We start from the raw sequence: 22707 nt of genomic DNA on the forward strand, positions 1-22707 counted from the left end.
GATCACACCGCCGGTACGATCGCCGCCATGCGCGACGCCGACACGCCGCCGCAGGAACCCGCCGACCGTGCCCACAACCCAAGACCCACACCTCGCGAACAAGCAGTCCGCATCCGAGCCGCCGCAGCCGAGGTATACGAACGCGTGCACGAGTGGCGAAACTCGCCCGGCTGGCAGAACACCCCCATGAATGCTCATCGGCATCAGGCGACCATCAGCGCAATCGCCGCGTTTGATGCCCTGCCCGAGCCAGCGACAGCGGATGACCTCCCCGGGCTCCTCAATGCTGCTCACCCTCTGTTGCTTGAGTGGCGACCGAGTCGACCAGGCCCCGAACAGCAAATCTTCGCTGCGGTCGAGCGGCTTCGGCGAGCCTGCCAAGGCCAATAGGCAGCGGCGGTCAGAGTTTCTGGACCCAGTCAAGGCGGCCCGCAACGGGCCGCACGCCGCAGCCTGGGTGTGCGCCGGCGGCTGGCGCGGAGAGCGGGGAGCCCGGTAGGCCGCCACCGAACGACAGGCTGTTAACCGGTGTGGGGTGGGCGGCAGCCGGCCGGGCCGCGCGGCCACGAGCCCGCGCGGCGTAGGGGAGCGCACGCCGGCCCCGTCGGCGAGCTGGCGGCGGTCGCGGGGTTGCGGTCAATGCGCCTCCGGCGGGGGCGCTCCGGCTCCAGAATGGCCGGGGAGCCGTCGGCGGGTTACGGTCCGTGGGTGGTTGCGGTAGGCCATCCCGCCTGCCATCGACCCGGGCAAGCCGCGCAGACCACCGCCCGCCCCGCCAGCGTCCGAACCTGTCTCAAGGTCCGGTTGACATGGCAGGCCGGGCGGCGGCCCGCTCCCCAGGAGGGCGGGTCGACGGCACACGGGATGGCAACCCTCGGCCCGAGGTATGTTATCGAGACTCGCCCACCAATGATCGAACAAGACCCGCGACATGTTCGATGCTGCCGACGCCGACGGCAGCAACTCCGCCCGGCCAATCTAGCTCGGTCTCGCTCTGACTCCTCACGACCTCTTCGGGCCCAATGACGTAGGATCGCGCGTTGTCAGCGAGCCCACATCGCGCCTCAATCAGGTACGACGACGCCTGGTGGTAACCGTCTCGACCCACATAGCTTCCGAGGGCGCTCCATTTGCACTCCAGCATCAGGGCATGCCTGCCGGGCAGACACAACAAGATGTCTGCCCCTATGGCCCTCTGGATGCTACTCACGCCCGTCGTTGCTGCCTTGTACGGCGACGCCACCTGGTAGTAGCGAGCTGCCGCCGACGCCTCGAACCACAGATCCCAAATGTTCTGCCCAATCCTAAGCTGGAACTGGGGCCCTGACGACTCGCCGGCAGTCAGTGGTGCGTTCCATCGGACGCGCCCTCCGAGCGACCGAACGGCCGCGAGCACCTCTCCCAGGGCCGAGAGGTGAAACAGACGCCAAGCCAGCTCGGGATTCGGCTCGATGAGCTCGAACGCGAGGAACTCCAGATCGGTCTGGGCTCGCAGGAGTGACGCTGCCACCAATGCCAGCGTGGACCAAGGGCGACCAGAGCTTGCAAGCGAGCGGAGATCAAGCCGATCCGGGCGAAGCGCCTCGACATCTGGCAGATCAGACCTCACCATGTCGATCATGGTGAGTATTGGACGCTCGATACGACCGATGAGGAGTGGGGCAACGCCACGCACGTCCCTCACCATTCGCTCGAGGTTCCGCGCAGTCCACGTCAACGTTTGCAGCGCGCTCTCGTCCTTCACACGCGATCGGGGATGTCCGACAAAAGCCTTCGATGGCCAGCCATAGCGCCTCGCCGTCGTCGCCCAGTCCGTCGGCCGGAGCGGACGATCCGACACCTCCCGAGCCGACGTCGTCGTGACCGGCAAGTTTTCGCGCCACGTCCCAGGGTCGTCTGGGAGGAGAAGAAGGACACTCTCCATCTTCTCTAGCAGGACGCGGGCCGCTCGCCGCTCGATGGCGTCCGCGGACCACTGGACATCCATTTCGACGGCCGCGACAGCGCTCAGTGCATCGAAGAGTTGGCCGTCGCTATTCCATCCGCGGAATAGCTCCTCCAGGCCGCGCCGAGGAAGGGTCAGAGCAGTCAGCTCAGGACGTTCCGCTGCGAGCTCACCCATGTCCACTGTCCGTGTGGCAACGCGGCTTCATCGCTGACGATCCGCTCGCCGAGTGCATCGAAGATGCGGTCGTCGAAGCCGGCCAAATATCGGCCGAGACCCATGACGTAGGCCTCAGCGACGAGTTCCGCGAGGAGCGTTTCCTCAACATTCGGGGCTTCCCCCTCAAGGTCGGCTGGTGCCGTAGGCGCCGTAACCGCAGGCGTTACCGTCGACAGCCCGGTGAGCAGGTACTTGGCCATTCTGAGAAAGACTGCCGGTCCAAGCGCAGTGCTGTCGTCAGCCAGGTGTGCTGAGTACAGTCCCGAGATCGCGTTGACCGCCTCATCGCCGAGACTGGGAAACGACTCCTCAAGCAGCTGTGTGAACTGTCCCGGTTGAATCGCTGGAACCGGAATGACGACGAAGCGGCGGGAGAGTGCCTGACCGAATCGGAAGACCCGCTGCGCGTCCTGGGGGTTGTAGGTTCCGAGTAGGCGAAAGTCCATGCCCGCGAGATAGCGGCGAACACGGTTGTTGTCGTCTACCATCGACTGGCGTTCGTCACCCCACCCAACGTGCTGCGGCTTGCCCTCGTGGGAGCGGCCGACTTCGACTTCCTGGTCGGAAAGCCACGTCAGCAGTGGCCCCATGATCTTGTCCATGTCGGCACGGTTGGTCTCGTCGAGGATGAGCCACCGCTTGTCCTCGATGGCGTTCAGGAGCGCGCCCGACGACCAAGTGAGGACCCCGCCGGGATCAGGGCTCAGGCCGCCGATGAGGTCGAACGCCGTCCAGCTCTCATCTGGGGTGCGCCAGAGCGGGTTCGGATCGAAGCCGGCCTCGAAGCCGTAGCGCTCGGGGGTAGCGGCAATCTCACCCAATACCCACTTAAGGAGGGTTCCCTTGCCGGTGCCGGGTGGGCCGACCAGGAGGATCGAGGACGTCGTCTGGAGTGCGAGGCGCAGCATGCGCTCGACTCGCGTATCGACGCTGATCGAGACCGGGGCGGCCGGGTGCGCCGCCTGCTCCTCGTGAATCGCTGCCTGCTGCGCGGCAGGTGCTTGCACGACCAGCGACTCCGAGGGGCGGAATGCCTCGGGAATTGTGGTTTCGTCCCACTCAGTGTCACTGAGGAGCTGAACCCCAAGAGACGCGGACGAGGTGATGTCCGCCAGTTCAGCCGCAGTCATACCAAGAGTCGCCAGCAACTCACTCTCTGTCGTCGCCCAGTCGTCCCCCGGCGCGAAGTCGTTGTTGCGCAGCACGAGCACAGCCAAGGACTGCCAGGAAGGGCGCTGAGGCGGCAGGGCCTCGCCCAAGATCGTGGAAGCGTTCGGAAGCAGACCGTTCCGTATGTCGTTCTTCACGAGCAGCGACGTCGAAAGCTTTTTCCCACGGGTGTTGTTGTTCCACACCGTCTTCCGCCCGGAGTTGTCGAGCACCAACCAGTCGTAACGACATGGGCGGAGCCTCCCCAGTTTGTGGTTCGGGAAGACGCCGAAAAGATCATCCACTGCCTCTAAGACCGCCTGCCATGGATCCTGGCCGGCGCGGTTAGCGGCGAGCCACTTCATAGTGAGGAACACGTCGTACGCTGACGCGACCTTCGTCTGGTAGTTGAGTCCCTGGAAGTCGGCGAGCGCCGCGTTCATCGCCTCAGCGCTGAGTCGCATCCAGCAGGATCCTCTCGGCAGTGGTCAGATCTCAGCAGCATGCTGCCAGATGCCAGCAGATGTCATCGCACGAGGTCGGTATGGGCGAGGGATCGGGCCCTTGACGAGGGCCCTTGGGCACGTCAAGGCCGCGAGCCGCTGACGCTCCGTCGGAGGTAGGCTCTAGAGTTCCCTGCATGAGCACCGGAGGCCCCCCTCAGACCCCACAGCAACGTAGGCGCGTGCCTCAGCCGACGACCCCTGAGCTGCCCAACATCTACCCGCGTACCGCCATCGCGAAGCTGGATCGCGACAGTTACCAGGGGCGACCGGAGACGTTCCCCGTAGAGGATGTGGCACCTGTCGTGGGGATGGCGGAGTCGTTCATCCGACGGATCTTCGGCAACAAGAGGAGGAAGCTCACTGTGGACGAAGTCCTCGAGCTCCTCGACCAGGACGCGTTCTCTGAGACCTTCGTTCCTCGTAGCCGCGTCCTGGACTATCTGCTGTCTGAGCTCGACGCCAGCCTGCGCGCGACTGAGTTTCCCGAGGACCAGAAGTGGAGGCTCATACACGACGACTTCCTGCAGGCCGTTGGCACGCTACCCAACGCAAGCGTCCAGTGCGTCGTCACCTCGACGCCGTACTGGGGCATGCGCATCTACAAGGACGCCCGCCTCGTGCGTTGGGCAGATGGTGAAGAGTGCGCCTTCGGCCACGAGCAGACGCCTGAGGGGTTCATCCGGCATACGGTCGAGATTCTGCACCGGCTGCGCCCAGTGCTCACGGAGTCAGCGTCGGTCTGGTGGAACCTCATGGACACCTACATGACACGGACCCAGATTCGTGGCAACGCCTACGAAGCGCTCCAGGCCATGGATGGCCGCAACCGGATGAAGTGGGGGGACCACGAGCACCACCGCTACAGCGCCGGGCATTCATACATCAAGGATGGCGAGCAGTGCGGTATCCCGGCCCTCGTTGCAGAGCGAGCCAGCCGGATCGGCTACTACACCAAGAGCATCATCACGTGGGCGAAGATCAACAGCTTGCCTGAGCCTCAGAACTCCCGGGTGAGCCGCAACCTCGAGTACGTACTGCACCTCTCGACCCAACGCGCACCGACGTTCGACAAGGGCGCATACCGCAGGCTCGGCGCCAACCTCGGCGGCCGCAACATGCTATATGAGGGCGACAAGCTTTCCGACGTCTGGGTGATTCCCGTTTCGTCCGGCGGCGACGGCCACGGCGCACAGTTTCCCGTGGCGCTGCCGGGGCGTTGCATTGCGATCTCGACTAATGCAAACGACGTCGTCCTTGATCCCTTCATCGGGTCAGGCAACACTGCCGTGGCTGCGCTCACGCTCGGTCGGCGCGTCATCGGCGTGGACGTCTCGCAGCAGTACCTAGGCGTAGCTGAGGCGAAGATTCGCGAGTTGGAGCAGCGTCTCCCGATCGATTTCTCCGTCACGGCCCCACAGGAGGAGCCGCAGGCTGATCGGAAGTGCGGCTGAAGGCCAAGCACTGAATCAGGGGATGCCCCGACGCGGCGAGGGCGCGACCAGGTGGTGGGCTGGCCGCGCCCTCGCCACCCGCTGGACTACTCGTCGTCGTCCGTGCCCAGGTTCATTGCTTCGCACAGCACACGGATGGCCGCCCGCTTTGCCGGGAAGCTGTTGCGCGTTCCCAGCGTGCCCTTGCCGGACCCGCTGGGCGTGACGATGCCCGCAGCCTGCCACGCCGGGTTATCCCAGGCGAAGAAGTCCTCCTCGTCGGTGGCGGCGAGAGCCTTGAACGCGACTTCCGGGTCCACGTGGTCGGTGTACATGGCCGACATAGCCCCGACGAGGCCGTGGATCACTACGGCACTGGCGGCGATCGTCTTCCGACGCTGTTCCTGGCGTGCTGGCGTGGACAGCTTGCCGAACTCGGGACGGACCTTGATCAGGGAATCCCACGCGCTGATCAGCCAGCTCGACTGGGCCTCGACGTCGGCCTGGGTGACCGGTCCGCCCTTCCAGTACGTCTCGATCGCCTGGCTGATCGTGTTGTAGGCAGTCAACTTGTGCGAGCTGGCCGACACGGAGTTGGCCAGCACCTCGATGTTGTCCTGGCCGAGGTGCTGGCTGCCGTTGACCAGACGTCGGGCCAGTTCTTGCTCCTTCGTCTCGGAGTAGGCGAACTTCGCGGCGGAGTCGTTGACCTTGTCGCCGCGCGTGTTGTAGATAGTGGCGACCTTCTTGGCGTCCGCGTCGTTGAGCAGCCAGATCCGTACCTGGAAGCGGGTGCCGAGCTTGAAGCTGCCGAGCGGGTTGTCCGCCGCCGCCAGGATCGCCTTGATGCGGGACAGGGAGTCGACGGCGCAGTCCAGCACTCCATCGTTGATGGTGAGGTTGGTCTGCCCGGTCTCGTCATCAAACCAGATGTCGTAGTCGGACTTGGTGGGATCGAGCCGCACCGAGATGTTGCCGATGATCGCCTCGTTGGCGAGCAGTTCCTGGGTCCACTTGTTGACCTTGGTCTTGGTCCTGCCGACGAGCTTCTTGCCCTCCATGTGGGCCGGGCGGATGTTGCCGGTGAGGGTGAGCAGCCCGCTCTTGTGCAGGTCCACCAGGAAGGCCCCGGTCATCTGGCACTCGATGTGCTCGCCTCCGGCGTCGTCGACCTGCGCGACGTTGAGGACCTCCAGAGGGAGGGCTAGCCCGGGGGTAGTTGCCGTCGCCACGTTCGTCTCCTCAAGGGGGGATTGGGACGCCTCCGTAACGTCCGACGACCGTGAACACTACGCAAGCTACGTGTGTTATGCAAGTGATACGTGCGACTGAAATCCTCTACGTGTCACGGCCAGATACTACGTGTCTGCCGTGAACCGCACGTGTTCCCATGTACGCGCCTCCTGGACGTTCCAAGAACGGGAAAGAGGCGGAACGTCGTCAGCCCTGTGTCGGCGCCACGACACCCGACGGAGCTTGGCTACCAGTGAGCTCAGATGACGCGACGCTGGGCTAGCTCCGCCATGATCACCAGGCACAGATTCGGAACATCTGAGCGCGAGTAACGGCGAAAGATGCTGGCAACCGGTGGAAGACGTTTCAGCATTTCAGGAGCTCTGCCAGGGCCGGCGTGGGAGGTCCGCAGGCCGGGGCCCTTACTTCCAGCGGAAATACACGAAGCGGCCCTCGGTCAGACGAGCGCCGGCGAGCGACCAACTCGAAGAAGTCGGTCCTCCGCGTGTTGGCCGATAATCGTCGCCCTGTCTCTGTCGACACCCTGTGCTCCGACGCGCGACGCCACGACGCCGACGCTCTCACTGCCGAATCCCTCTCAATAGGATCAAGGCGGCCCGCAAGCGGGCCGCGCCGGCCCGAACCGGCCTGCTGGCGGCCTCCGGCCGGCATCGGCCGGACGGGCTGGCTTCGATCCACCTAGATGATTCGACCGCAGCTTCTGCCATCATCCCGTGGTGGAGATCTGGTCGCACGGCACCGAGCTGTGCGAGGTGAACTCGTACTACAGCCTGCCCGACGACGCCTGGCAGTACGAGCTGAGCTGCATGTCGGAGGCAGGCGGACATCTCGCCGTCGTCATCCCTGACGCAACCCCGGATAACGGCCCGTTCACGCCACAGCCAGCACATCGCGTGCTGGTGCATGTCGGTGATAGGCAGATTCCCTGGCCGATCTTTCGACGCTTTATCGATCTGATCGAGTCGTCCGGCGACCTCGTCGAAGCCGGCAAAGACGAGCCGCCCATCAGCGGCCGAGACGATCGCGAGGATGGCTGAGCGACGGGGAAGTTGGGGCGATCGGCTGCCGCGCCGCTTCGCGGCTTGCCACCGGGTACGGAGTCCAGGCACGCGGAGAGCCGGCGGCACAGCAAGCCGCCCCCAGCCCGAAGGCCGGGGCGGTAAGCCGCACACCGCCGGACAACCACGCGCCACCGCCCGGCCGTGCCAGCCACGTGCCAGTAACCCGTGTCCCAAGGGGTCAGCGGCGGTCATGATCGGGCAACACCACACCCACGCCGACCAGGCGATCCGGGCAGATCATGACAGCCGGAAACGATCTTCCAAACTGACGGTGCGAGTTCGATTCTCGTCGCCCGCTCCAGCACCACCGGCCCAGGTCAGCGGCGTTCTCGCCCAGCCTGGGCCGTTCTTTACGGCGATCCGGTCCCGCTCGTGATGAGCAAGGTCGAATGTGAGCCTCTCGCGCGGTAACGGAGAGTCCTGGTCCGGCAACAGCCGACTCCGGACCTGGGACGCGTCCTAGCATGGCCGGATGAGCAGCAGGTCAAGCCAGCCGTCACCGTTGACCCGCCTGTTGAATCACCGGAACCTGACTCCTTGCGCCCCGCCCCGACAGGCCGGCATATCGGACGTGGAGCTTCGTGCGGTCATCGCCGGCGACGCACCGAGCCCCGCACTGCTCCGGCGCCTGGCGCCCGCGCTCGACCTGCACACGGCAGACCTGTTCGTGATTGCGGGCCTGCCAGTGCCGGATGACTCGATGCCCCTGGATGCACAGGCCCGTAGTGGGGTCGTGTCTCTGGTCTTAGCGGCGGCACGGCTTCCCGCGCAACAGAGAGGTGGGCTGCGCCATAGCCTCCGCTCAATGCCAATGGTGGACCGTATCCAGCCCTTTCCACCCCCACCGTCTTACGAGCGGTATCCACCAGGCCCCGGCGCCACGATCCTGCGGATGTTCCAGATTCGGAACCTGGGGTGGGTAGGAACGGCCCAATGCCTGGCTCAGGTGACGCCTTACTACCTCGCCGCCTCCACGATCGGGCGGATCGGCCGAGGCGAGAAGGAGTTGAGCGCCGACCTGGTCGCCGCGTTCGCCGCCCTGCTGGCCGTACCAGCCGACGACCTGGCCGCTCTGACCGGCCTCGAAGCCGGCGGAACGACAATGGCCAACCCAGCCGCAGAAGATGTGGCCGCACTGATCTGGGGCGCCAGACGTCTCACCGCCGGCCAGCTTGAGCAGGTCACGAATGAGGCAAGGTCCATGCTGTCCGAACAGCGGCCCAGTCAGGACACGGCGTAGGTATCTTCGATCTCGCGGCGGCTGCCAGGCATGACCAGGACCGGGGAATTATGGGTCGGGCGGAGGCTCACCCGTCGCGCTCGGCCTGCTGGCGGCCTCCGGCCGGCATCGTCCGGCGCGGCGGGCCGCTAGCGATGGCCGAAACAGTGGTGGAGCATCTTCAGGATCTGATCGCTGCGGATGTTATCGGTTGGCGTTGTGGCCCGCCCTGGGCGGAATTTCCGGACAGCCAAGGCGCTCCCACAGCAACTTACGGCCCAAGCCGGCAGCGTAGAGATTTCCAGCGAGGGTGAGCATCACGAGGCTATGACTGCCCAGTAACAGAAACGCGACCACTGGTAGGCCGGTGAACAGAAGGACACCGCTGTAGTAGACCCAGATGGGCAGCTGAAGCATTGAGCGCACGGGTCGATTCAACAGCGTGGGGGATGTGCCGGCCAAGGGCAGGGCCATCGGAGTGAAGCCGAAGGGCTCGGCGTAGCGGCCCAGGACAGCCTACCTCCAAGCGGGTGAGGTTCGGTCCCGACAAGCTCCGCCGGCAACTGTGCAGTGACTCTTGGGAGAGCTGCATTTACATAGGAGTGTCGGACGGCGGTGCCAGCCTTCGAGGGGTGGAGCCTCTTGGCGTACGTCGCATCGTGGTCAGCATCCTCTACGGGCATTTTGTCCTCCGAGACGCGTGGTGCGATGCCGGTGACGACGGGGAGTCGTACCGGGATTCGGATGGTCAGGTGGCCGGTGCGTCGACGTACCAGATCGTCGTGCGGGCGCCGTCGGATCCACGCAGGGTGGGCCTTGAGCTACGGATCTGGGGCGGTGAGCCCGAGCCCGATCGTGGCCCGTGGGACGGACGTCGACAGTTTGAGCTGCACTGCCCGACCGGAGAACTGCTCGTCGAGCAGATCACCGCCGGAGCGGCGGCGGAGGTCACGCTTCCGCGAGGGTCCGGGGTGTACGGCGTCCGGGTCCATCGGAGCGGTCACGGCGACGCCCAGACGTTCCTCGTCGACCTGTGGTGGCGGACGCCGTTGCCGCCGGACGACGATGACGAGGACTTCTACGGCGGTCTTCCGTGACGGTCTCCCCCCAGCCGGTCAACCACGGTGGGCGGCCATCCAGGTGGTGGCGAAGTCGACCAGCGCCCGTTGGGACATCAGCCGGGCCGTGGCGTTGCCGACCCGACCGATCGTCGCCGCGCCGGTGGCCTCGAAGTCGTCGCCCAGGCGGACGAAGTCGCTCTCGTCGGTGACGATGTCGACCCAGGTCGTCCAGCGGCTGGTGCCGTCCGGTTGGCGGACCGAGGAGCCGGTGGCGGCGCGTGGGGACGAGGGTTGCCGCCACTCGGCCAGGTGCAGCGAGGTGTTGGAGTCGTATCCGCAGCCGAGCAGGAGGATCTTGCCGTCGCGCCGGTACACCGTGCCGAGCGGTGAGTGCTCGCCCAGGCCGTCGTCCAGGCGGTGTCTGGCCACGATCTCGGCGGCGTCCGCGCCGAGAGCGGCGAAGGAGAACTGCGGGTGAGTGCTGCGATGGGCGCCCGGCCAGGTACGCACCACCTCGGGGACGGCACCCATCCAGCGGCTGGGCGTACGGGACGGGTCGAAGCCGGGGGTCTGCTCGCGGATCACCGGCCACCACGGCTCGGGTACGGGCGGATGCTGCCAGCCGGCCGGGTCGGTGTTGTGGGGTGTGTGCGTGGGGACGACGAGCGTGCCGTCCGGACCGAGCGTCGCCAGCAGGGCGTGTACCAGAGCCTCGATGCCTCCGGCGACGAACCCGAGGCTGCGGTTGGACGAGTGCAGAATCAGGACGTCACCCGCGTCGACGCCGAGCGTGCGCAGGTCGGCGCTGATCGACTGGACGGTGTGCGGTCTCGCCTGATCCATCGGACACAGTTTATGCCGGAACAGCAGTTCAGACGGGGAGGAGCGAGCATGTCGGACGAACCGGAGCCGGGTCTGGTGCCGGAGCACCTGCGGACGGAGCACGACGACCGGGAGTCGGTGCTGTTGACCGTCGACGGTGAGCAGTTCCGGGTGAGCACGCAGGCGGGTCGGCCGGGGTCGTACGACTTCGACTGGCTCAGCGGGCCGAACGAGTACGGCTTCGGACTGACCAACTCGGGCGGGCTCGCGTTGACCCGGGACGAGGTGGTGCAGGCGATCCGGGAGTTCCTCGCCGAGATCGACCCGGCGACCGGCTACCTGGCGGAGTGACGGGCTCCGCCGAGGCAGCACAGCCGACGGCAGTGCAGGTACGGCGACCGTCACCCGGAAGGCGACGAGTGCCGGACGGCGCGGCCGGGTAGGCACCGGCCGTGACCTTCTCGATCGTGGCTCGCTGTCGGCGCACCGGTGAGCTGGGCGTCGCCGCGCTCACCGCCAAGCCCGGAGTCGGCAAGCTGGTGACCCATGTCCTCGCCGGTGCCGGGGCCGTGGCCACCCAGGCCGTGACCAACCCGATCCTGGCGTACGACGGCCTGCCGATGCTCGCCGAGGGCCGGTCGCCGAAGGAGGTGGTGGACGAGGTGCTGGCCCGGGACCCGGGTCGCGAGGTGCGGCAGGTCGGCATGGTCGACAATCACGGCCGCTCCTACGCCTTCACCGGCGAACACACGCTGGACTGGTCCGGCCACCTGGTCGGGCCGGGCTACGCGGTGCAGGGCAACCGGCTGGTCGGGCCGGACCCGCTCGACGAGATCGCGAAGGTGTTCCTGGACAACCCCGACCTGGAACTGGCCGAGCGGTTGCTGCGGGCGATCCAGGTGGGCGAGCAGGCGGGTGGTGATCGGGCGGGTTCGCGGTCGGCGACCGTCACGGTGATCGGCGACCAGCCGTACCCGCTGTGGGACCTGCGGGTCGACGACGCCGACCACCCGGCGAAGGAGTTGCACCGGCTGTTCGAGGTCTTCCACGACGAGATGGTGGAATCGATCCGGAAGCTGCCCACCCGGGAGGACCCGATGGGCGAGGCCGCCCGCGAGATCCTCGGCCGAACCTCCTGATCAATCCAGGTTCGTGGATATCTGGGTACCATCCTGGCTACCGTCGACGCCTCCGCCGGGGAACCCGGTCGGGGGCGCAGCCAGGAGGAGGAACCATGCCACTCCCCCGTCCGTTCCGGCGACGTCCGGCCGTCACCCGCGCGTCCCTCGCCGCCCTGCTCACCGCCGCCGTCCTGGTCCCGCTGACCGGAGGCCCGGCCGCCGCGGCTCCGGCCACCGGTGAGATCAGGTACGCCGATGCGGCCACCGCAGTCGCCGGCAGCTACCTCGTCGTGCTCCGCGACGAGTCCACGGCGCGTACCGGCGTCACGCCGGCAGCCGTCGCCGGCCGGCTGGCCGACCGGTACGCCGGACGCGTCGACCGGATCTTCACCGCCGCGCTGCGCGGGTTCGAGGTACGCCTGAGCGAGCCGGCCGCCCGTCGACTCGCCGCCGATCCGGCGGTCGCCTTCGTCGAGCAGAACCGGATCGTGACGCTGGCCGACCCGGGGGTGCAGCTCGATCCGCCGTCCTGGGGACTGGACCGGATCGACCAGCGGAACCTACCCCTGGACGGGCGGTACGCGTACCCGAACACCGCGCCGGACGTGCGCGCGTACGTGATCGACACCGGGGTGCGCGGCACCCACCGGGACTTCGGCGGACGGGTCGGCACCGGCGTGGACCTGGTGGACGGCCTGCCGGCGGACGACTGCAACGGGCACGGCACCCACCTGGCCGGCACGGTCGGCGGCACCCTGCACGGGGTGGCCAAGCGGGTGCGGCTGCACCCGGTGCGGGTGCTCAACTGTGCGGGCAGTGGCAGCATCGCCCAGGTCATCGGCGGCGTGGACTGGGTGACCGCGAACGCCGTCCGACCGGCGGTGGCGGTGCTGGCGCTGGGCGGCGCCGCGAGCAGCGCACTGGACGCGGCGGTGACCGCCTCGATCGCCTCGGGCATCACCTACGCGGTGACCGCCGGCAGCGCCAACGGCAACGCCTGCGCCTACTCGCCCGGCCGGGTGCCGGCCGCGCTGACCGCCGCCGGCACCACGATCACCGACGCCCGGATGCCGTCGGGCAACTACGGCTCCTGCCTCGACCTGTACGCGCCGGGCGCGAACATCACCTCGACCTGGCACACCACGGACACCGCCACCGCCACCATCAGCGGCGGTTCACCGGCGACCGCGCACGTCGCCGGGTGCGCCGCCCTCGCCCTCCAGGCCAACCCCGGGTGGAGCCCGGCGCAGGTCGCCGCCTACCTGACCGGGCGGGCCACGGTCGGCGTGGTCGGCGGGGTGAGCAGCGGCACGCCCAACCGCCTGCTCTATTGCGGTCCGTAACCGGCCGATGACCGTTCGCACAGCGCCGGAGCCTGCCGCGCATGCCCAGCCGGCGGAAAGCACGGACGGGTGCCGCGCGCCGGGGATGAACCGCGTCACGCCGGGTAAGCAGGCCGCCGTCCTGGTGGAGTGACGACCTCGGTCGCGGGCTGCGCGACCGCTTCCGGGCGGGTCGGCCGTACGGTCGGCCCGCCCGGTGTCCGCGCGGTGTCCCGTCGCGGCGTCGGGCTCAGCTGAACAGCCAGTTCCAGGCGTCCACGATCCACTGGGTCTGCTGCAGGTAGGCGATGCCCAGACCGGTCAGGAAGACCGCCGTGACCAGGTGCGCGCCCCGGGCGCTGCGGCGTACCCGACCGAGCTGCCGTTCCAGCACCAGCCGGCCGATCAGCCGGGTGAGCGCGAACAGACCGGCGCCGACCAGCAGGCTCAGGATAAAGATCAGGAACGGGCCGACCAGGTCACCGCCGCCCGAGATCGCCCAGATCCCCCAGCACACGAACGCGACCAGCGCGCCGGCCGCACTCCACTCCCCGCCGCGCTTGAGCTGGGCCACGTGCCAGCTCAGCGGGCGGCGCGGCGCGGGCTCACCCGGCCAGCCGGTGCCGGTCGGCTCGTGGTCCACCACCGGGAACGGCTCGGTGCGCGGCGCTCGGGCACCGACCGAGGCCACACCCCGCCGGTACGGGTCACGCTGGGTCGGAATGCCCGCATCGGACTGCGGCGGCACCTCGACGGTGCGCTCCGCCCACGGCTGCGTCTGGTCGGCCATGTCGTCGTTCCCTCCCCCTGGACCGGCGGCGGCCACCGGCCACCGCTGGAGACTTCGAGAGTAACGAGCGCGCAAATCGGTCGCCCGACCCGCGTCGATCAGCTAGACACGAGCGGTGAACACCTTTGCTCCCACCATCAGCACCGGCCGCCCCGAGGACTACGACGACATCGGCCGTTTCCTCGGCGCGCTGTTCCACCACGCGGTCGACCCCGAATCCCACGAGACCGAACGGGCGATCTTCGAGCCGGAACGCGCCCTGCTGGTCCGCGACGGGTCGGAGTTGGTGGCCAGCGCCGCCGCGTACACCCGGGAACTGGGTGTGCCCGGCGGCGAGATGCCGGCCGCGCACGTCACGCTGGTCGGGGTCGCGCCCACCCATCGGCGGCAGGGCCTGCTCAGCGCGATGATGCGCCGGCAGCTCCGGGAGATCCACGACGCCGGGCGGGAGCCGGTCGCGGTGCTCTGGGCCAGCGAGGGCCGGATCTATCCCCGCTTCGGATACGGGCTGGCCGCCCAACGGTTGATGATCAACGGGGAGACCACCGAGCTTCGTCTGCCCGTGCCGACGTCGGACGAGGGTCGGCTCCGCCTGGACCGGCCCGCCGACCGGCAGGCCGACCTCGCGACGGTCTACGACCGGGTCCGCGGCGACCGGCCCGGCTGGTCGTCGCGGGACGAGCGCTGGTGGCGATACGTGCTGATGGACCCGGAATCGCAGCGCAGCGGCGCCACCGAGCTGCGGGTGGTGCTGCACGAGGGGCCGGACGGGGTCGACGGCTACGGACTGTTCCGCACCAAGAGCGAGTGGAACAACGCCGGACCGAAGGGCGTGACCACGGTCGAGGAGGTGGTGGCGGCCACCCCGGCGGCGTACCGGTCGATCTGGCGGATGCTGCTCTCGATCGACCTGACGCGGCAGGTCGTGGTGCGGCGGGCGTCGGTGGACGAGCCGCTGCTGCGGATGGTGAACGAACCACGCATGCTCGTCGCCCAGGTGAGCGACGCCCTCTGGGTACGGGTGGTGGACGTGCCGGCCGCGCTCGCCGCCCGGCGCTACGCCACCGACGTCGACGTGGTCATCGAGGTGGACGACGACCTGCTGCCCGAGAACACCGGCCGCTGGCGGCTGCACGGCGGGCCGGAAAAGGCGGACTGCACGCGTACCGACGACCCGGCGGACCTCGCCTGCGACGTCCGGTGCCTCGGCGAACTGTTCCTCGGTGGCGTCGGCCTGGCCGCGCTGGCCGACGCCGGTCGGGTACGCGAGTTGCGCCCGGGGGCGCTGGCCGCCGCCGGCCCCGCCTTCGGCTGGCACCGCGCCGCGTCCGCCCTGGAGGTGTTCTGACGGCGGGTACGGTCAAGGGATGGCGGACGCGGAGCGACGACGGCGACGGCACCGGCACCACGGCGGGCCGGACGCGCCTACCGACGGCGGCCCCACGGCGACCACCGCGAACGTGCACGACGGCGGTGAGCCGCCGCCACGCGCACGGCGTGGCGGCGGCTCGGCCGACGAGGGTGAGCGGGGACTGCGCGGACTGGTCGGCTCCGGCTCGTCGCAGGTGAACGTGACCGCGGCGATGCGGGCCCGGGACGCCGCCCGGCCCACCGACGAGGACCTGGCCGAGGCCGCCGCTCGAATGGTCATCGTCCGGCGGAACTGGACCCCCCGCGACGAACTGCCCCGCCGCTGACCGCACCCGGCGGCACGTCCAGGCCGACCGTTCTGCGGCAGGTGCGAGTACGACCGGCCGACCCGACCGGTCGCATGCTCAGGGCAGGTCGGGCAGCTCGCGGGTGCGCTCGTAGTCGGCCACCTGGTGGATCCGGCGGGCGTGCCGGTCGCTGCCGGAGAACGCGGTGGTGAGGAACGCCTCGACGATCGCGGTCGCCTCGTCCAGCGTGTGCTGGCGCGCGCCGACGGCGACCACGTTGGCGTCGTTGTGCTGCCGCCCGAGCTGCGCGGTCTCCACGCTCCAGGCCAGCGCCGCCCGTACCCCGGCCACCTTGTTCGCGGCGATCTGCTCGCCGTTGCCGGAGCCGCCGATCACCACGCCCAGGCTGCCCTCGTCAGCCACCACCCGGGTGCCGGCGTGCAGGCAGAAGGCCGGGTAGTCGTCGTCCGGGTCGTAGGCGTGCGGACCCACGTCCACCACCTCGTAGCCCTCCTTGGCGAGGTGGTTGGCCAGGTGCACCTTCAGCTCGAAACCGGCGTGATCGGATCCCAGGTAGACGCGCATACCGGGCAGTCTGTCAGGCCCGCCGTGGCACACCGAGCGGGGGCGGCGCCCCGACCCGCTGAGCGGGAGCCCGTGCCCCGGCCCGGTACGGAACCGACTCCTCGCCCGCCGCGGGGCGCCTGCCGTCCTTCGCCGGTGACGACGGCCCCCGTCCCCCAACGCACGACGTCCTGCAACGCGCGCCGTCCCCCAACGCGCCTCGGCCCCGCCCGGCCGTGGCGACTGGGCGGGGCCGAAATCTCACGACGGCGGGCGGAGCCGAGGTTGCGTGACGACGGGCGGGCGGATTCCCGCTATGCGGGCGGGCCGGGGCCGGTCATGCCGTGGCGACGGGCGGGACGGGGTGTCGCGTCAGGAACGGTCGGCAATCTCGGCGACGACCAGGCCGCCGCGTGCCTTCGGGGTGAACCAGGTGCTCTTGCGCGGCATCTTCTCCCGGGCCAGGTTGACCGCGACGAAGTCGTCCACGGTCACCGGCGCGACGAGCACGGCCAACTCGGCCCGGCTGGCCTCGACCTCACCGGTCAGCCAGCTCGCCGGGTAGTCACCGCCGACGTACGTGATGCGCTTGTCACCCGGGTCCAGCCCCAGGGCGTCGCGCAGCAGCAGCCGTTCGACCAGGGCGTGGTCCAGGTTCTCCAGCCGGTTGGCGCCGGTGTGCGGCAGCGTCACCGCGTACGCCCGGCCGGGAAGCTGGAGCACGACGGTGCCGCCGGTGGTCGGGACCTCGGCCGGGCCGGTGACGTCGGTGACCTCGGCGCCTGCGGCCCGCAGCCGGTCGAGCAGCTCGTCGGGGGTGGTGGTCAGCTCGCTGACCAGGCGGTTGTACGGCTGGATGGCCACCGAGGCGGGCGTGGTGACGACCGCCAGGAAGCGCGGCAGTCCACCGGTCTGCGCGGCCAGGCTGCGGTGGTTTCCGTCGGCGACGACCAGTTCGCCGCCGCCGGCCAGCTCGGTCAGCTCGTCCTGGCGCGGCCCCGGCCCGAGCAGCCAGATGGCGTGCGTACGGCCGGCCTGGTCGGTGTCGGTGGCGGCGGGCGCACCGGCGGCGTCGGTGGCGGCGGCCAGCGCGGCGTGCAGTTCGTCGCCCCGCCCGGTCTGCAACAGCAGCACCGGCGAGAGCAGGTGACCCAGCGTTTCGGCCAGCGCGACACGCTCGCGCACCTTCGCGATGAAGACGTCCTCGTTGCGGATGACCAGACCCGGCTCGTCGGCGCGGGTGGAGATCTGGTCGGTGTCGACCATCGCCCACAGCCCGTACGCGGAGTCCTCGCCGGGCGCGCTGATGCGGTACAGCACCACCACCTGCTCGGCCGGCGTGTAACTGCCGTCGGCCTTCGCCTCGGCCAGCCGGCTCACCGCGTCCGGCAGGGCGTCGGCGAAGGACTTGCCGAGGCTCTCCGGAGCCCGGTGCGGCATCTCGATGCCGAGGGCGCTGTGCGGGTTCGCCTCGATGATCGCGGTGATCTCCGCGTCGTCGGCGAACTCGTCGTAGTTCTGGGCGCCGGTGCCGCCCGTGGTGATCCAGGCCCGGTTGATCGGGTGCACGACCGTCATGTCCGCTGACGCTACCGGCGGCGATGACAGCCCCACCCGCCGACCCGCACTCCGTCCACCAGTTGGCGCAAGGAAGGGCACCTTATTAACGCCTCAGGTAGAGCAAGGGCCCCTTGTTAACACTCAGGCTCGGTGCTCCGCTGATGCCGACCGCGGGCGTCTGATGCCGGTTGGCGGGCGCCGGACGTCGGCTGGCGCGCACCTGGTGCCGGTTGGGCATCGGGTGCCGGTTGGCGGGCGTCGGGTGCCGGTTGGCGGGCGTCGGGTGCCGGTTGACGAGCGCCGGGTGCCGGCTGGCCGGCGTCGACTGCGCGGCGGGTAGCCCGTTCCGGCCGTGGGCCCTGGTCGCGCAGGTCCCGATCCGGTGGCGTCAGGCGGGAGGTGGCGGGTACCCGGGCCACGCCCCTCACACCCGATCCGGTCGGCACCCGGGCCAGGCCGTCGGCAGGGCCCTTCCTGGGGGCCGGCCAGCGCAGGTCGACCGCCTTCCGGTCCACGCCGCTCCCGCGTTCCTCCCACCACTGCAGGTCGTCGACGGGCGCACGGTGTTTGGCCATGGCTACCTCCACGTGCTGCGGTGAGCGGCCGGCAGCCGTGACGGGCCGCCGGATCGCCGCTGCGGACACCTGGTCAAACGAGCCCACGAAGCCGGCGGTGACGCCGAGCCACCGGCAGTACGGCGGCGGCACCGGCGGGCAACGGTGTTTGTGGTTAAGAAGGGACCCCTGCTCTACCGGAGGCGTTAACAGGGGGCCCTTCCTTACACCTCAGTCGAAGATGGGGTCGATGTCGCGGCTGCGCTTGAGTTCGAAGAAGCCGGGCGTGCCGGCGACCAGCATCACGCCGTCCCAGAGTCGGCCGGCGGCCTCGCCCTTGGGTGCCGGGGTGACCACCGGGCCGAAGAAGGCGACCTGCTTGCCGTCCGGACCCGGGGCGTGCACGACCGGGGTGCCGACCTCGGTGCCGACCGGGCGCATTCCCGCTTCGTGGCTCTCCCGCAGGGCCGCGTCCAGGGTGGTGTCGTCGGCCGCCGAGGCCAGCGCCGGGTCCAGTCCGGCGTCGGTCAGCGCGGCGGCGTACAGTTCCGGGCCGCGCTCCTCCTTGCCGAGGTGGATCCGGGTGCCCATGGCGGTGTAGAGGTTCCGGACGGCGTCCGGGCCGTACCGCTGTGAGACGGCGATGCAGACGCGGACCGGACCCCAACCGGTCTTCATGATCTCCTGGTACGCCTCGGGCAACTCCCGCCCCTCGTTGAGCACCGACAGGCTCATCACGTGGTAGCGGACGTCGATGTCGCGGACCCGCTCCACCTCCAGCAGCCATCGGGAGGTGATCCATGCCCATGGGCAGATCGGGTCGAACCACATGTCGACACTGACACGCTCGTTCACGTTTAGGTCCCTTCGCAACGGAGATGCCGATTCGACCGGCCTATCACGCATCTTTACTCCGCTCGGGTGCGATCGGCCGGTATTGGACCGCGTGACCTCGCCCACCGACGGCTCTTGACACATGGAAGACTCAGGCTCGGACCGGCCGTCACGAGCGGTCGACGGCTGAGGTGACCGTGACGTGCGGCGATAGTGGGATGGAGACGAACGTGCCGGGAGTGCGCAACCTGACACAGGTCGAGGCGACCGAGCGGGCCCGACTGCTCGACGTGACCGGGTACGACATCAACCTGGACCTGTCCAGCGCCGTACACGCGGCCGGTGGCCGCACCTTCCGATCGACCACCGAGGTGCGATTCCGGTGCAGCGAGCCGGGCACCAGCACGTTCATCGAGGTCGCTGCGGACTCGGTACGCTCGGCGACGCTCAACGGCGACCCGGTCGACCTGACCGACTGGTCGGCCGAGAAGGGGCTGACCCTGACCGGCCTGGCCGAGGAGAACACGCTGGTCGTCGACGCCGACTTCGCGTACTCCAGTTCGGGGCAGGGCCTGCACCGCAGCGTCGACCCGGTCGACGGCGAGACCTACCTCTACTCGCAGTTCGAGACCGCCGACGCGCAGCGCACGTACGCCTGCTTCGACCAGCCCGACCTCAAGAGCGTCTACACCTGGCACGCCACCGTCCCGGAGCACTGGAAGGCCGTCTCCAACATGCCGGTGGAGCGCGAGGAGGCGGCGGGTGAGGGTCTCAAGACCCTGCACTTCACCACCTCACCGCGGATGAGCACCTACATCACCGCGCTCTGCGCCGGGCCCTACCACGAGGTCAGGTACGTCCACGACGGCATCGACCTGGGCTACTTCTGCCGGGCCAGCATGGCGCAGTACCTCGACGCCGAGGACCTGAACCTGATCACGACGCAGGGCTTCGACTTCTTCCACGAGCAGTTCGGGGTGCGTTACCCGCTGCCCAAGTACGACCAGGTCTGGGTGCCGGACTTCAACGCCGGCGCGATGGAGAACTTCGGCTGCGTCACGCACGCCGAGTCGTACTACCTGTTCCGCTCGCAGGTCACCGACTACGAGTACGAGCAGCGGGCCAACACGATCCTGCACGAGCTGGCGCACATGTGGTTCGGTGACCTGGTCACCATGCGCTGGTGGAACGACCTGTGGCTGAACGAGTCGTTCGCCGAGTGGGCCAGCCACTGGTGCAACACGCACGCCACCCGCTTCACCGAGGCGTGGACGACGTTCCTGTCCATCCGGAAGAACTGGGGCTACCGGCAGGACCAGCTCTCCTCCACCCACCCGGTGTACTGCGAGATGCCGGACCTGGAGGCGGTCGAGGTCAACTTCGACGGCATCACCTACGCCAAGGGCGCCAGCGTGCTCAAGCAGCTCGTGGCGTACGTCGGTGAGGAGCCGTTCCTGGCGGGTCTACGGGCGTACTTCGCCAAGCACGCCTGGGGCAACGCCACCTTCGACGACCTGCTCACCGAGCTGGAGACCGCCTCCGGGCGCAAGCTGCGCACCTTCGCCACCCAGTGGTTGGAGACGGCGCAGGTCAACACGCTGCGGCCGGAGCTGACCATCGGCGAGGACGGCACGTACCAGCGGGTCCTGGTCCGCCAGGAGGCCCCGCAGGGCCACCCGACGTTGCGGACCCACCGGATCGGGGTCGGCCTCTACGACCTCACCGACGGCCGGCTGGTGCGCCGTGAACGGTACGAGGTGGACGTCGACGGCGAGTCGACCGAGCTGACCGCACTCGCCGGGGTGCGCGCCGCCGACGTGCTGCTGCTCAACGACGACGACCTCACGTACACCAAGCTGCGCCTGGACGAGCGGTCGATGTCGACGGTGGTGCAGCACATCGCCGGCTTCGAGTCGTCGCTGGCGCGTGCGCTGTGCTGGACGGCCGCGTGGGACATGACCCGCGACGCCGAGTTGGCCGCCCGCGACTACGTGGCGCTGGTGCTGGCCGGGCTGCCGGCCGAGCGGGACATCAACCTGGTCACCGCCACGCTGCGCCAGGTCAGCACCGCCATCACCTTCTATGCCGACCCGGAATGGGCGCCGACCGGCTGGGCCGACCTGGCCCGGACCGCGCGGACCGCGCTCGCCGCCGCCGAGCCCGGCAGCGGTTTCCAGCTGGCCTGGGCCCGGGCGTACGTCTCGGCGGCCCGCTCCGGGGAGGACCTGGCGGTCCTGCGCGGCTGGCTGGACGGCTCCGAGGTGACCGCCGGGCTGACCATCGACACCGAGCTGCGCTGGAGCGTGTTGCAGTCGCTGGTCGCCAACGGTGTGGCCGGTGTGCCCGAGATCGAGGCCGAGCTGGCCAGGGACAAGACCTCCAGCGGCGAGCGGGAGGCCGCGTACGCGCAGGCTCTGCTGCCGACCGCGGAGAACAAGGCCGCGGTCTGGGCCCAGCTCACCGGTGCCGAGGCGCTGCCGAACTGGCGGAACCGGGCGCTGCTGCAGGGCTTCACCCACCCGACCCAGGTCGAGCTGGTCACGCCCTACCGGGACCGGTACTTCGACACCGTCGGGCAGGTCTGGGCGCGCCGGGACAGCGAGCCGGCGCAGGAGTTCGCCATGCTGGTGTACCCGGCGTACCTGGTCGACGACGACACGGTCGAGGCCACCGACGCCTGGTTGACGCGGGAGGGCCACCCGGGGCCGCTGCGTCGGCTGGTGGCCGAGGGCCGCGACGGTGTGGTGCGGGCGCTCGCGGCCCGCGCCCGGGACGCCCGCAGCGCCTGACCCCGTGACGTGCGGCGGGCCGACCGGCTCGCCGCACGGGCGCGGAATCCCGCACGGACATGAGAGAGCCCGGTCCCACCTGAGGTGGGGCCGGGCTTCGTCGTAGCCGAACGGTCAGGCGTTGCCGGCGTACCGAGAGAGCTGGTCGAGCCCCTGGATGATGCCGCCGGCCAGGTCACCGCCACCGAACGAGGCCACCATCGACAGTGCGGCGATCTTGGCGTACGTGTCCGGCACCCGCTTGCGGGCGTGCCGTCCGGTGACGATCTCCAACTGCCGCTGGTTCGGCGAGACCGCGATCAGCACCGAACGGTCGGGGTCGGCGAGCTGCCGGTGCAGCCGCTCGGCGTGCTCGCGGACCGGCTCGTCGAGGCCACCCACGAAGACCGAGAAGGTCAGGCCGGTGGTCTGGTCGGCCAGGCGCAGCGCCTCGTCGATGCGCAGCAGCTGGCGGGTCGAGAACGGGCCGTCGAGCACGTCGGGCGGGGTGCCCGTACCGGTCTCGGGCTGCTTCTCACCAACGGTCACTTGCGCCTCCGGTCCCACCGGCCGGCGCCTCGACGCCGGCCTGCTCCTGCTTGCGGCTGCTCAGCGCGGGCGCCTGTGCCCCCGCCGCCAGCGCGGTGCCGGCCGAGTCGGCCAACTCCTCCGGCTTGCCGAGGAACCACACCGGCGTGAAGCTGAAGGGTCGGCCGGGCCGGTAACGCTTGGCACCGCCGCCGCCACTACCGCCACTACCGCTGCGGCTACCCGCGTAGACGAGGCCGGCGATCACCAGCACGACGGCTACCGGGATGCCGACGAAGACCAGCAAGGTGTCGGTTACAGACAATCCCAACGCCCCCAGGC

The 22707-nt window shown here is 69.3% G+C and carries 20 protein-coding genes; 10 read left to right on the plus strand and 10 right to left on the minus strand.

Features of this window, described 5'->3' with window-relative positions; translation table 11 throughout:
- Positions 1-889: 889 nt before the first annotated feature.
- Both ACZ31C_RS05760 and ACZ31C_RS05765 read right to left on the minus strand, forming a co-directional pair.
- Positions 890-2122 carry a hypothetical protein gene (locus ACZ31C_RS05760; protein ID WP_465794385.1) on the minus strand — a complete coding sequence of 411 codons (1233 nt, stop codon included), beginning with the start codon at positions 2120-2122 and terminating at the stop codon, positions 890-892.
- Positions 2089-3777 (minus strand): AAA family ATPase, encoded by a 1689-nt coding sequence (locus ACZ31C_RS05765; protein WP_465794386.1) that lies wholly within the window; start codon positions 3775-3777, stop codon positions 2089-2091. The genes ACZ31C_RS05760 and ACZ31C_RS05765 overlap by 34 nt, the downstream gene beginning before the upstream one ends.
- 221 nt (positions 3778-3998) lie before the next feature.
- Between ACZ31C_RS05765 and ACZ31C_RS05770 the strand changes: the two genes are divergently transcribed.
- Positions 3999-5270 carry a DNA-methyltransferase gene (locus tag ACZ31C_RS05770; protein WP_465794387.1) on the plus strand — a complete coding sequence of 424 codons (1272 nt, stop codon included), beginning with the start codon at positions 3999-4001 and terminating at the stop codon, positions 5268-5270.
- A gap of 86 nt (positions 5271-5356) precedes the next feature.
- Here the strand turns inward: ACZ31C_RS05770 and ACZ31C_RS05775 are convergent, their stop codons facing one another.
- The gene (locus ACZ31C_RS05775) at positions 5357-6481 is read right to left on the minus strand and encodes a DNA sulfur modification protein DndB (RefSeq protein ID WP_465794388.1); all 1125 of its coding nucleotides are present in this window, start codon (positions 6479-6481) and stop codon (positions 5357-5359) included.
- Between the two features lie 738 nt (positions 6482-7219).
- Between ACZ31C_RS05775 and ACZ31C_RS05780 the strand changes: the two genes are divergently transcribed.
- From ACZ31C_RS05780 to ACZ31C_RS05790, 3 genes are all read left to right on the plus strand, one after another.
- Positions 7220-7540: a hypothetical protein gene (locus ACZ31C_RS05780; protein ID WP_465794389.1), complete on the plus strand. Its 321-nt coding sequence runs from the start codon at positions 7220-7222 to the stop codon at positions 7538-7540.
- Between the two features lie 916 nt (positions 7541-8456).
- Positions 8457-8804 carry a hypothetical protein gene (locus ACZ31C_RS05785; protein ID WP_465794390.1) on the plus strand — a complete coding sequence of 116 codons (348 nt, stop codon included), beginning with the start codon at positions 8457-8459 and terminating at the stop codon, positions 8802-8804.
- 611 nt (positions 8805-9415) lie between these two features.
- Complete coding sequence (locus ACZ31C_RS05790; RefSeq protein ID WP_465794391.1) at positions 9416-9880, plus strand: hypothetical protein; 465 nt, start codon at positions 9416-9418, stop codon at positions 9878-9880.
- 18 nt (positions 9881-9898) lie between these two features.
- Here ACZ31C_RS05790 and ACZ31C_RS05795 read toward each other — a convergent pair whose 3' ends face one another.
- Positions 9899-10687: an AAC(3) family N-acetyltransferase gene (locus ACZ31C_RS05795; RefSeq protein WP_465794392.1), complete on the minus strand. Its 789-nt coding sequence runs from the start codon at positions 10685-10687 to the stop codon at positions 9899-9901.
- A gap of 48 nt (positions 10688-10735) precedes the next feature.
- Between ACZ31C_RS05795 and ACZ31C_RS05800 the strand changes: the two genes are divergently transcribed.
- From ACZ31C_RS05800 to ACZ31C_RS05810, 3 genes are all read left to right on the plus strand, one after another.
- Complete coding sequence (locus ACZ31C_RS05800) at positions 10736-11017, plus strand: hypothetical protein (RefSeq protein ID WP_465794393.1); 282 nt, start codon at positions 10736-10738, stop codon at positions 11015-11017.
- A gap of 101 nt (positions 11018-11118) precedes the next feature.
- The gene (locus tag ACZ31C_RS05805; RefSeq protein WP_465794394.1) at positions 11119-11805 is read left to right on the plus strand and encodes a DUF1028 domain-containing protein; all 687 of its coding nucleotides are present in this window, start codon (positions 11119-11121) and stop codon (positions 11803-11805) included.
- Between the two features lie 95 nt (positions 11806-11900).
- Positions 11901-13130: a S8 family peptidase gene (locus tag ACZ31C_RS05810; RefSeq protein WP_465794395.1), complete on the plus strand. Its 1230-nt coding sequence runs from the start codon at positions 11901-11903 to the stop codon at positions 13128-13130.
- 229 nt (positions 13131-13359) lie between these two features.
- On the opposite strand, the gene ACZ31C_RS05815 is transcribed toward ACZ31C_RS05810, so the two are convergent.
- Positions 13360-13899, minus strand: coding sequence for a hypothetical protein (locus ACZ31C_RS05815; RefSeq protein ID WP_465794396.1), 540 nt, complete (start codon positions 13897-13899; stop codon positions 13360-13362).
- Between the two features lie 115 nt (positions 13900-14014).
- Here ACZ31C_RS05815 and ACZ31C_RS05820 point away from each other — a divergent pair, with 115 nt between their 5' ends.
- Positions 14015-15247 carry a GNAT family N-acetyltransferase gene (locus ACZ31C_RS05820; RefSeq protein ID WP_465794397.1) on the plus strand — a complete coding sequence of 411 codons (1233 nt, stop codon included), beginning with the start codon at positions 14015-14017 and terminating at the stop codon, positions 15245-15247.
- Between the two features lie 19 nt (positions 15248-15266).
- On the plus strand, positions 15267-15596 hold the full coding sequence (locus ACZ31C_RS05825; protein ID WP_465794398.1) for a hypothetical protein: 330 nt from the start codon (positions 15267-15269) through the stop codon (positions 15594-15596).
- A 78-nt stretch (positions 15597-15674) separates the two neighbouring features.
- Here the strand turns inward: ACZ31C_RS05825 and ACZ31C_RS05830 are convergent, their stop codons facing one another.
- The 3 genes from ACZ31C_RS05830 to ACZ31C_RS05840 all read right to left on the minus strand — a co-directional run bounded on the left by ACZ31C_RS05830 (position 15675) and on the right by ACZ31C_RS05840 (position 19090).
- The gene (locus ACZ31C_RS05830; protein WP_176095040.1) at positions 15675-16142 is read right to left on the minus strand and encodes a ribose-5-phosphate isomerase; all 468 of its coding nucleotides are present in this window, start codon (positions 16140-16142) and stop codon (positions 15675-15677) included.
- A 351-nt stretch (positions 16143-16493) separates the two neighbouring features.
- Entirely contained in the window at positions 16494-17699 is a 1206-nt protein-coding gene (locus ACZ31C_RS05835; protein ID WP_465794399.1) for a DUF1015 family protein, read from the minus strand.
- Positions 17700-18466: 767 nt separating this feature from the next.
- The gene (locus ACZ31C_RS05840; RefSeq protein ID WP_396752972.1) at positions 18467-19090 is read right to left on the minus strand and encodes a mycothiol-dependent nitroreductase Rv2466c family protein; all 624 of its coding nucleotides are present in this window, start codon (positions 19088-19090) and stop codon (positions 18467-18469) included.
- 218 nt (positions 19091-19308) lie between these two features.
- On the opposite strand from ACZ31C_RS05840, the gene pepN reads away from it, so the two are divergent.
- Complete coding sequence (gene pepN / locus ACZ31C_RS05845) at positions 19309-21858, plus strand: aminopeptidase N (RefSeq protein ID WP_465794400.1); 2550 nt, start codon at positions 19309-19311, stop codon at positions 21856-21858.
- A gap of 114 nt (positions 21859-21972) precedes the next feature.
- Here pepN and ACZ31C_RS05850 read toward each other — a convergent pair whose 3' ends face one another.
- Positions 21973-22386, minus strand: a complete 414-nt coding sequence (locus tag ACZ31C_RS05850; RefSeq protein ID WP_350700443.1) for a DUF5130 family protein — start codon at positions 22384-22386, stop codon at positions 21973-21975.
- On the minus strand, positions 22373-22696 hold the full coding sequence (gene ctaJ, locus ACZ31C_RS05855) for an aa3-type cytochrome oxidase subunit CtaJ (RefSeq protein WP_465794401.1): 324 nt from the start codon (positions 22694-22696) through the stop codon (positions 22373-22375). The genes ACZ31C_RS05850 and ctaJ overlap by 14 nt, the downstream gene beginning before the upstream one ends.
- Positions 22697-22707 lie beyond the last annotated feature (11 nt).

Source organism: Micromonospora sp. NPDC023869 (assembly GCF_055559695.1).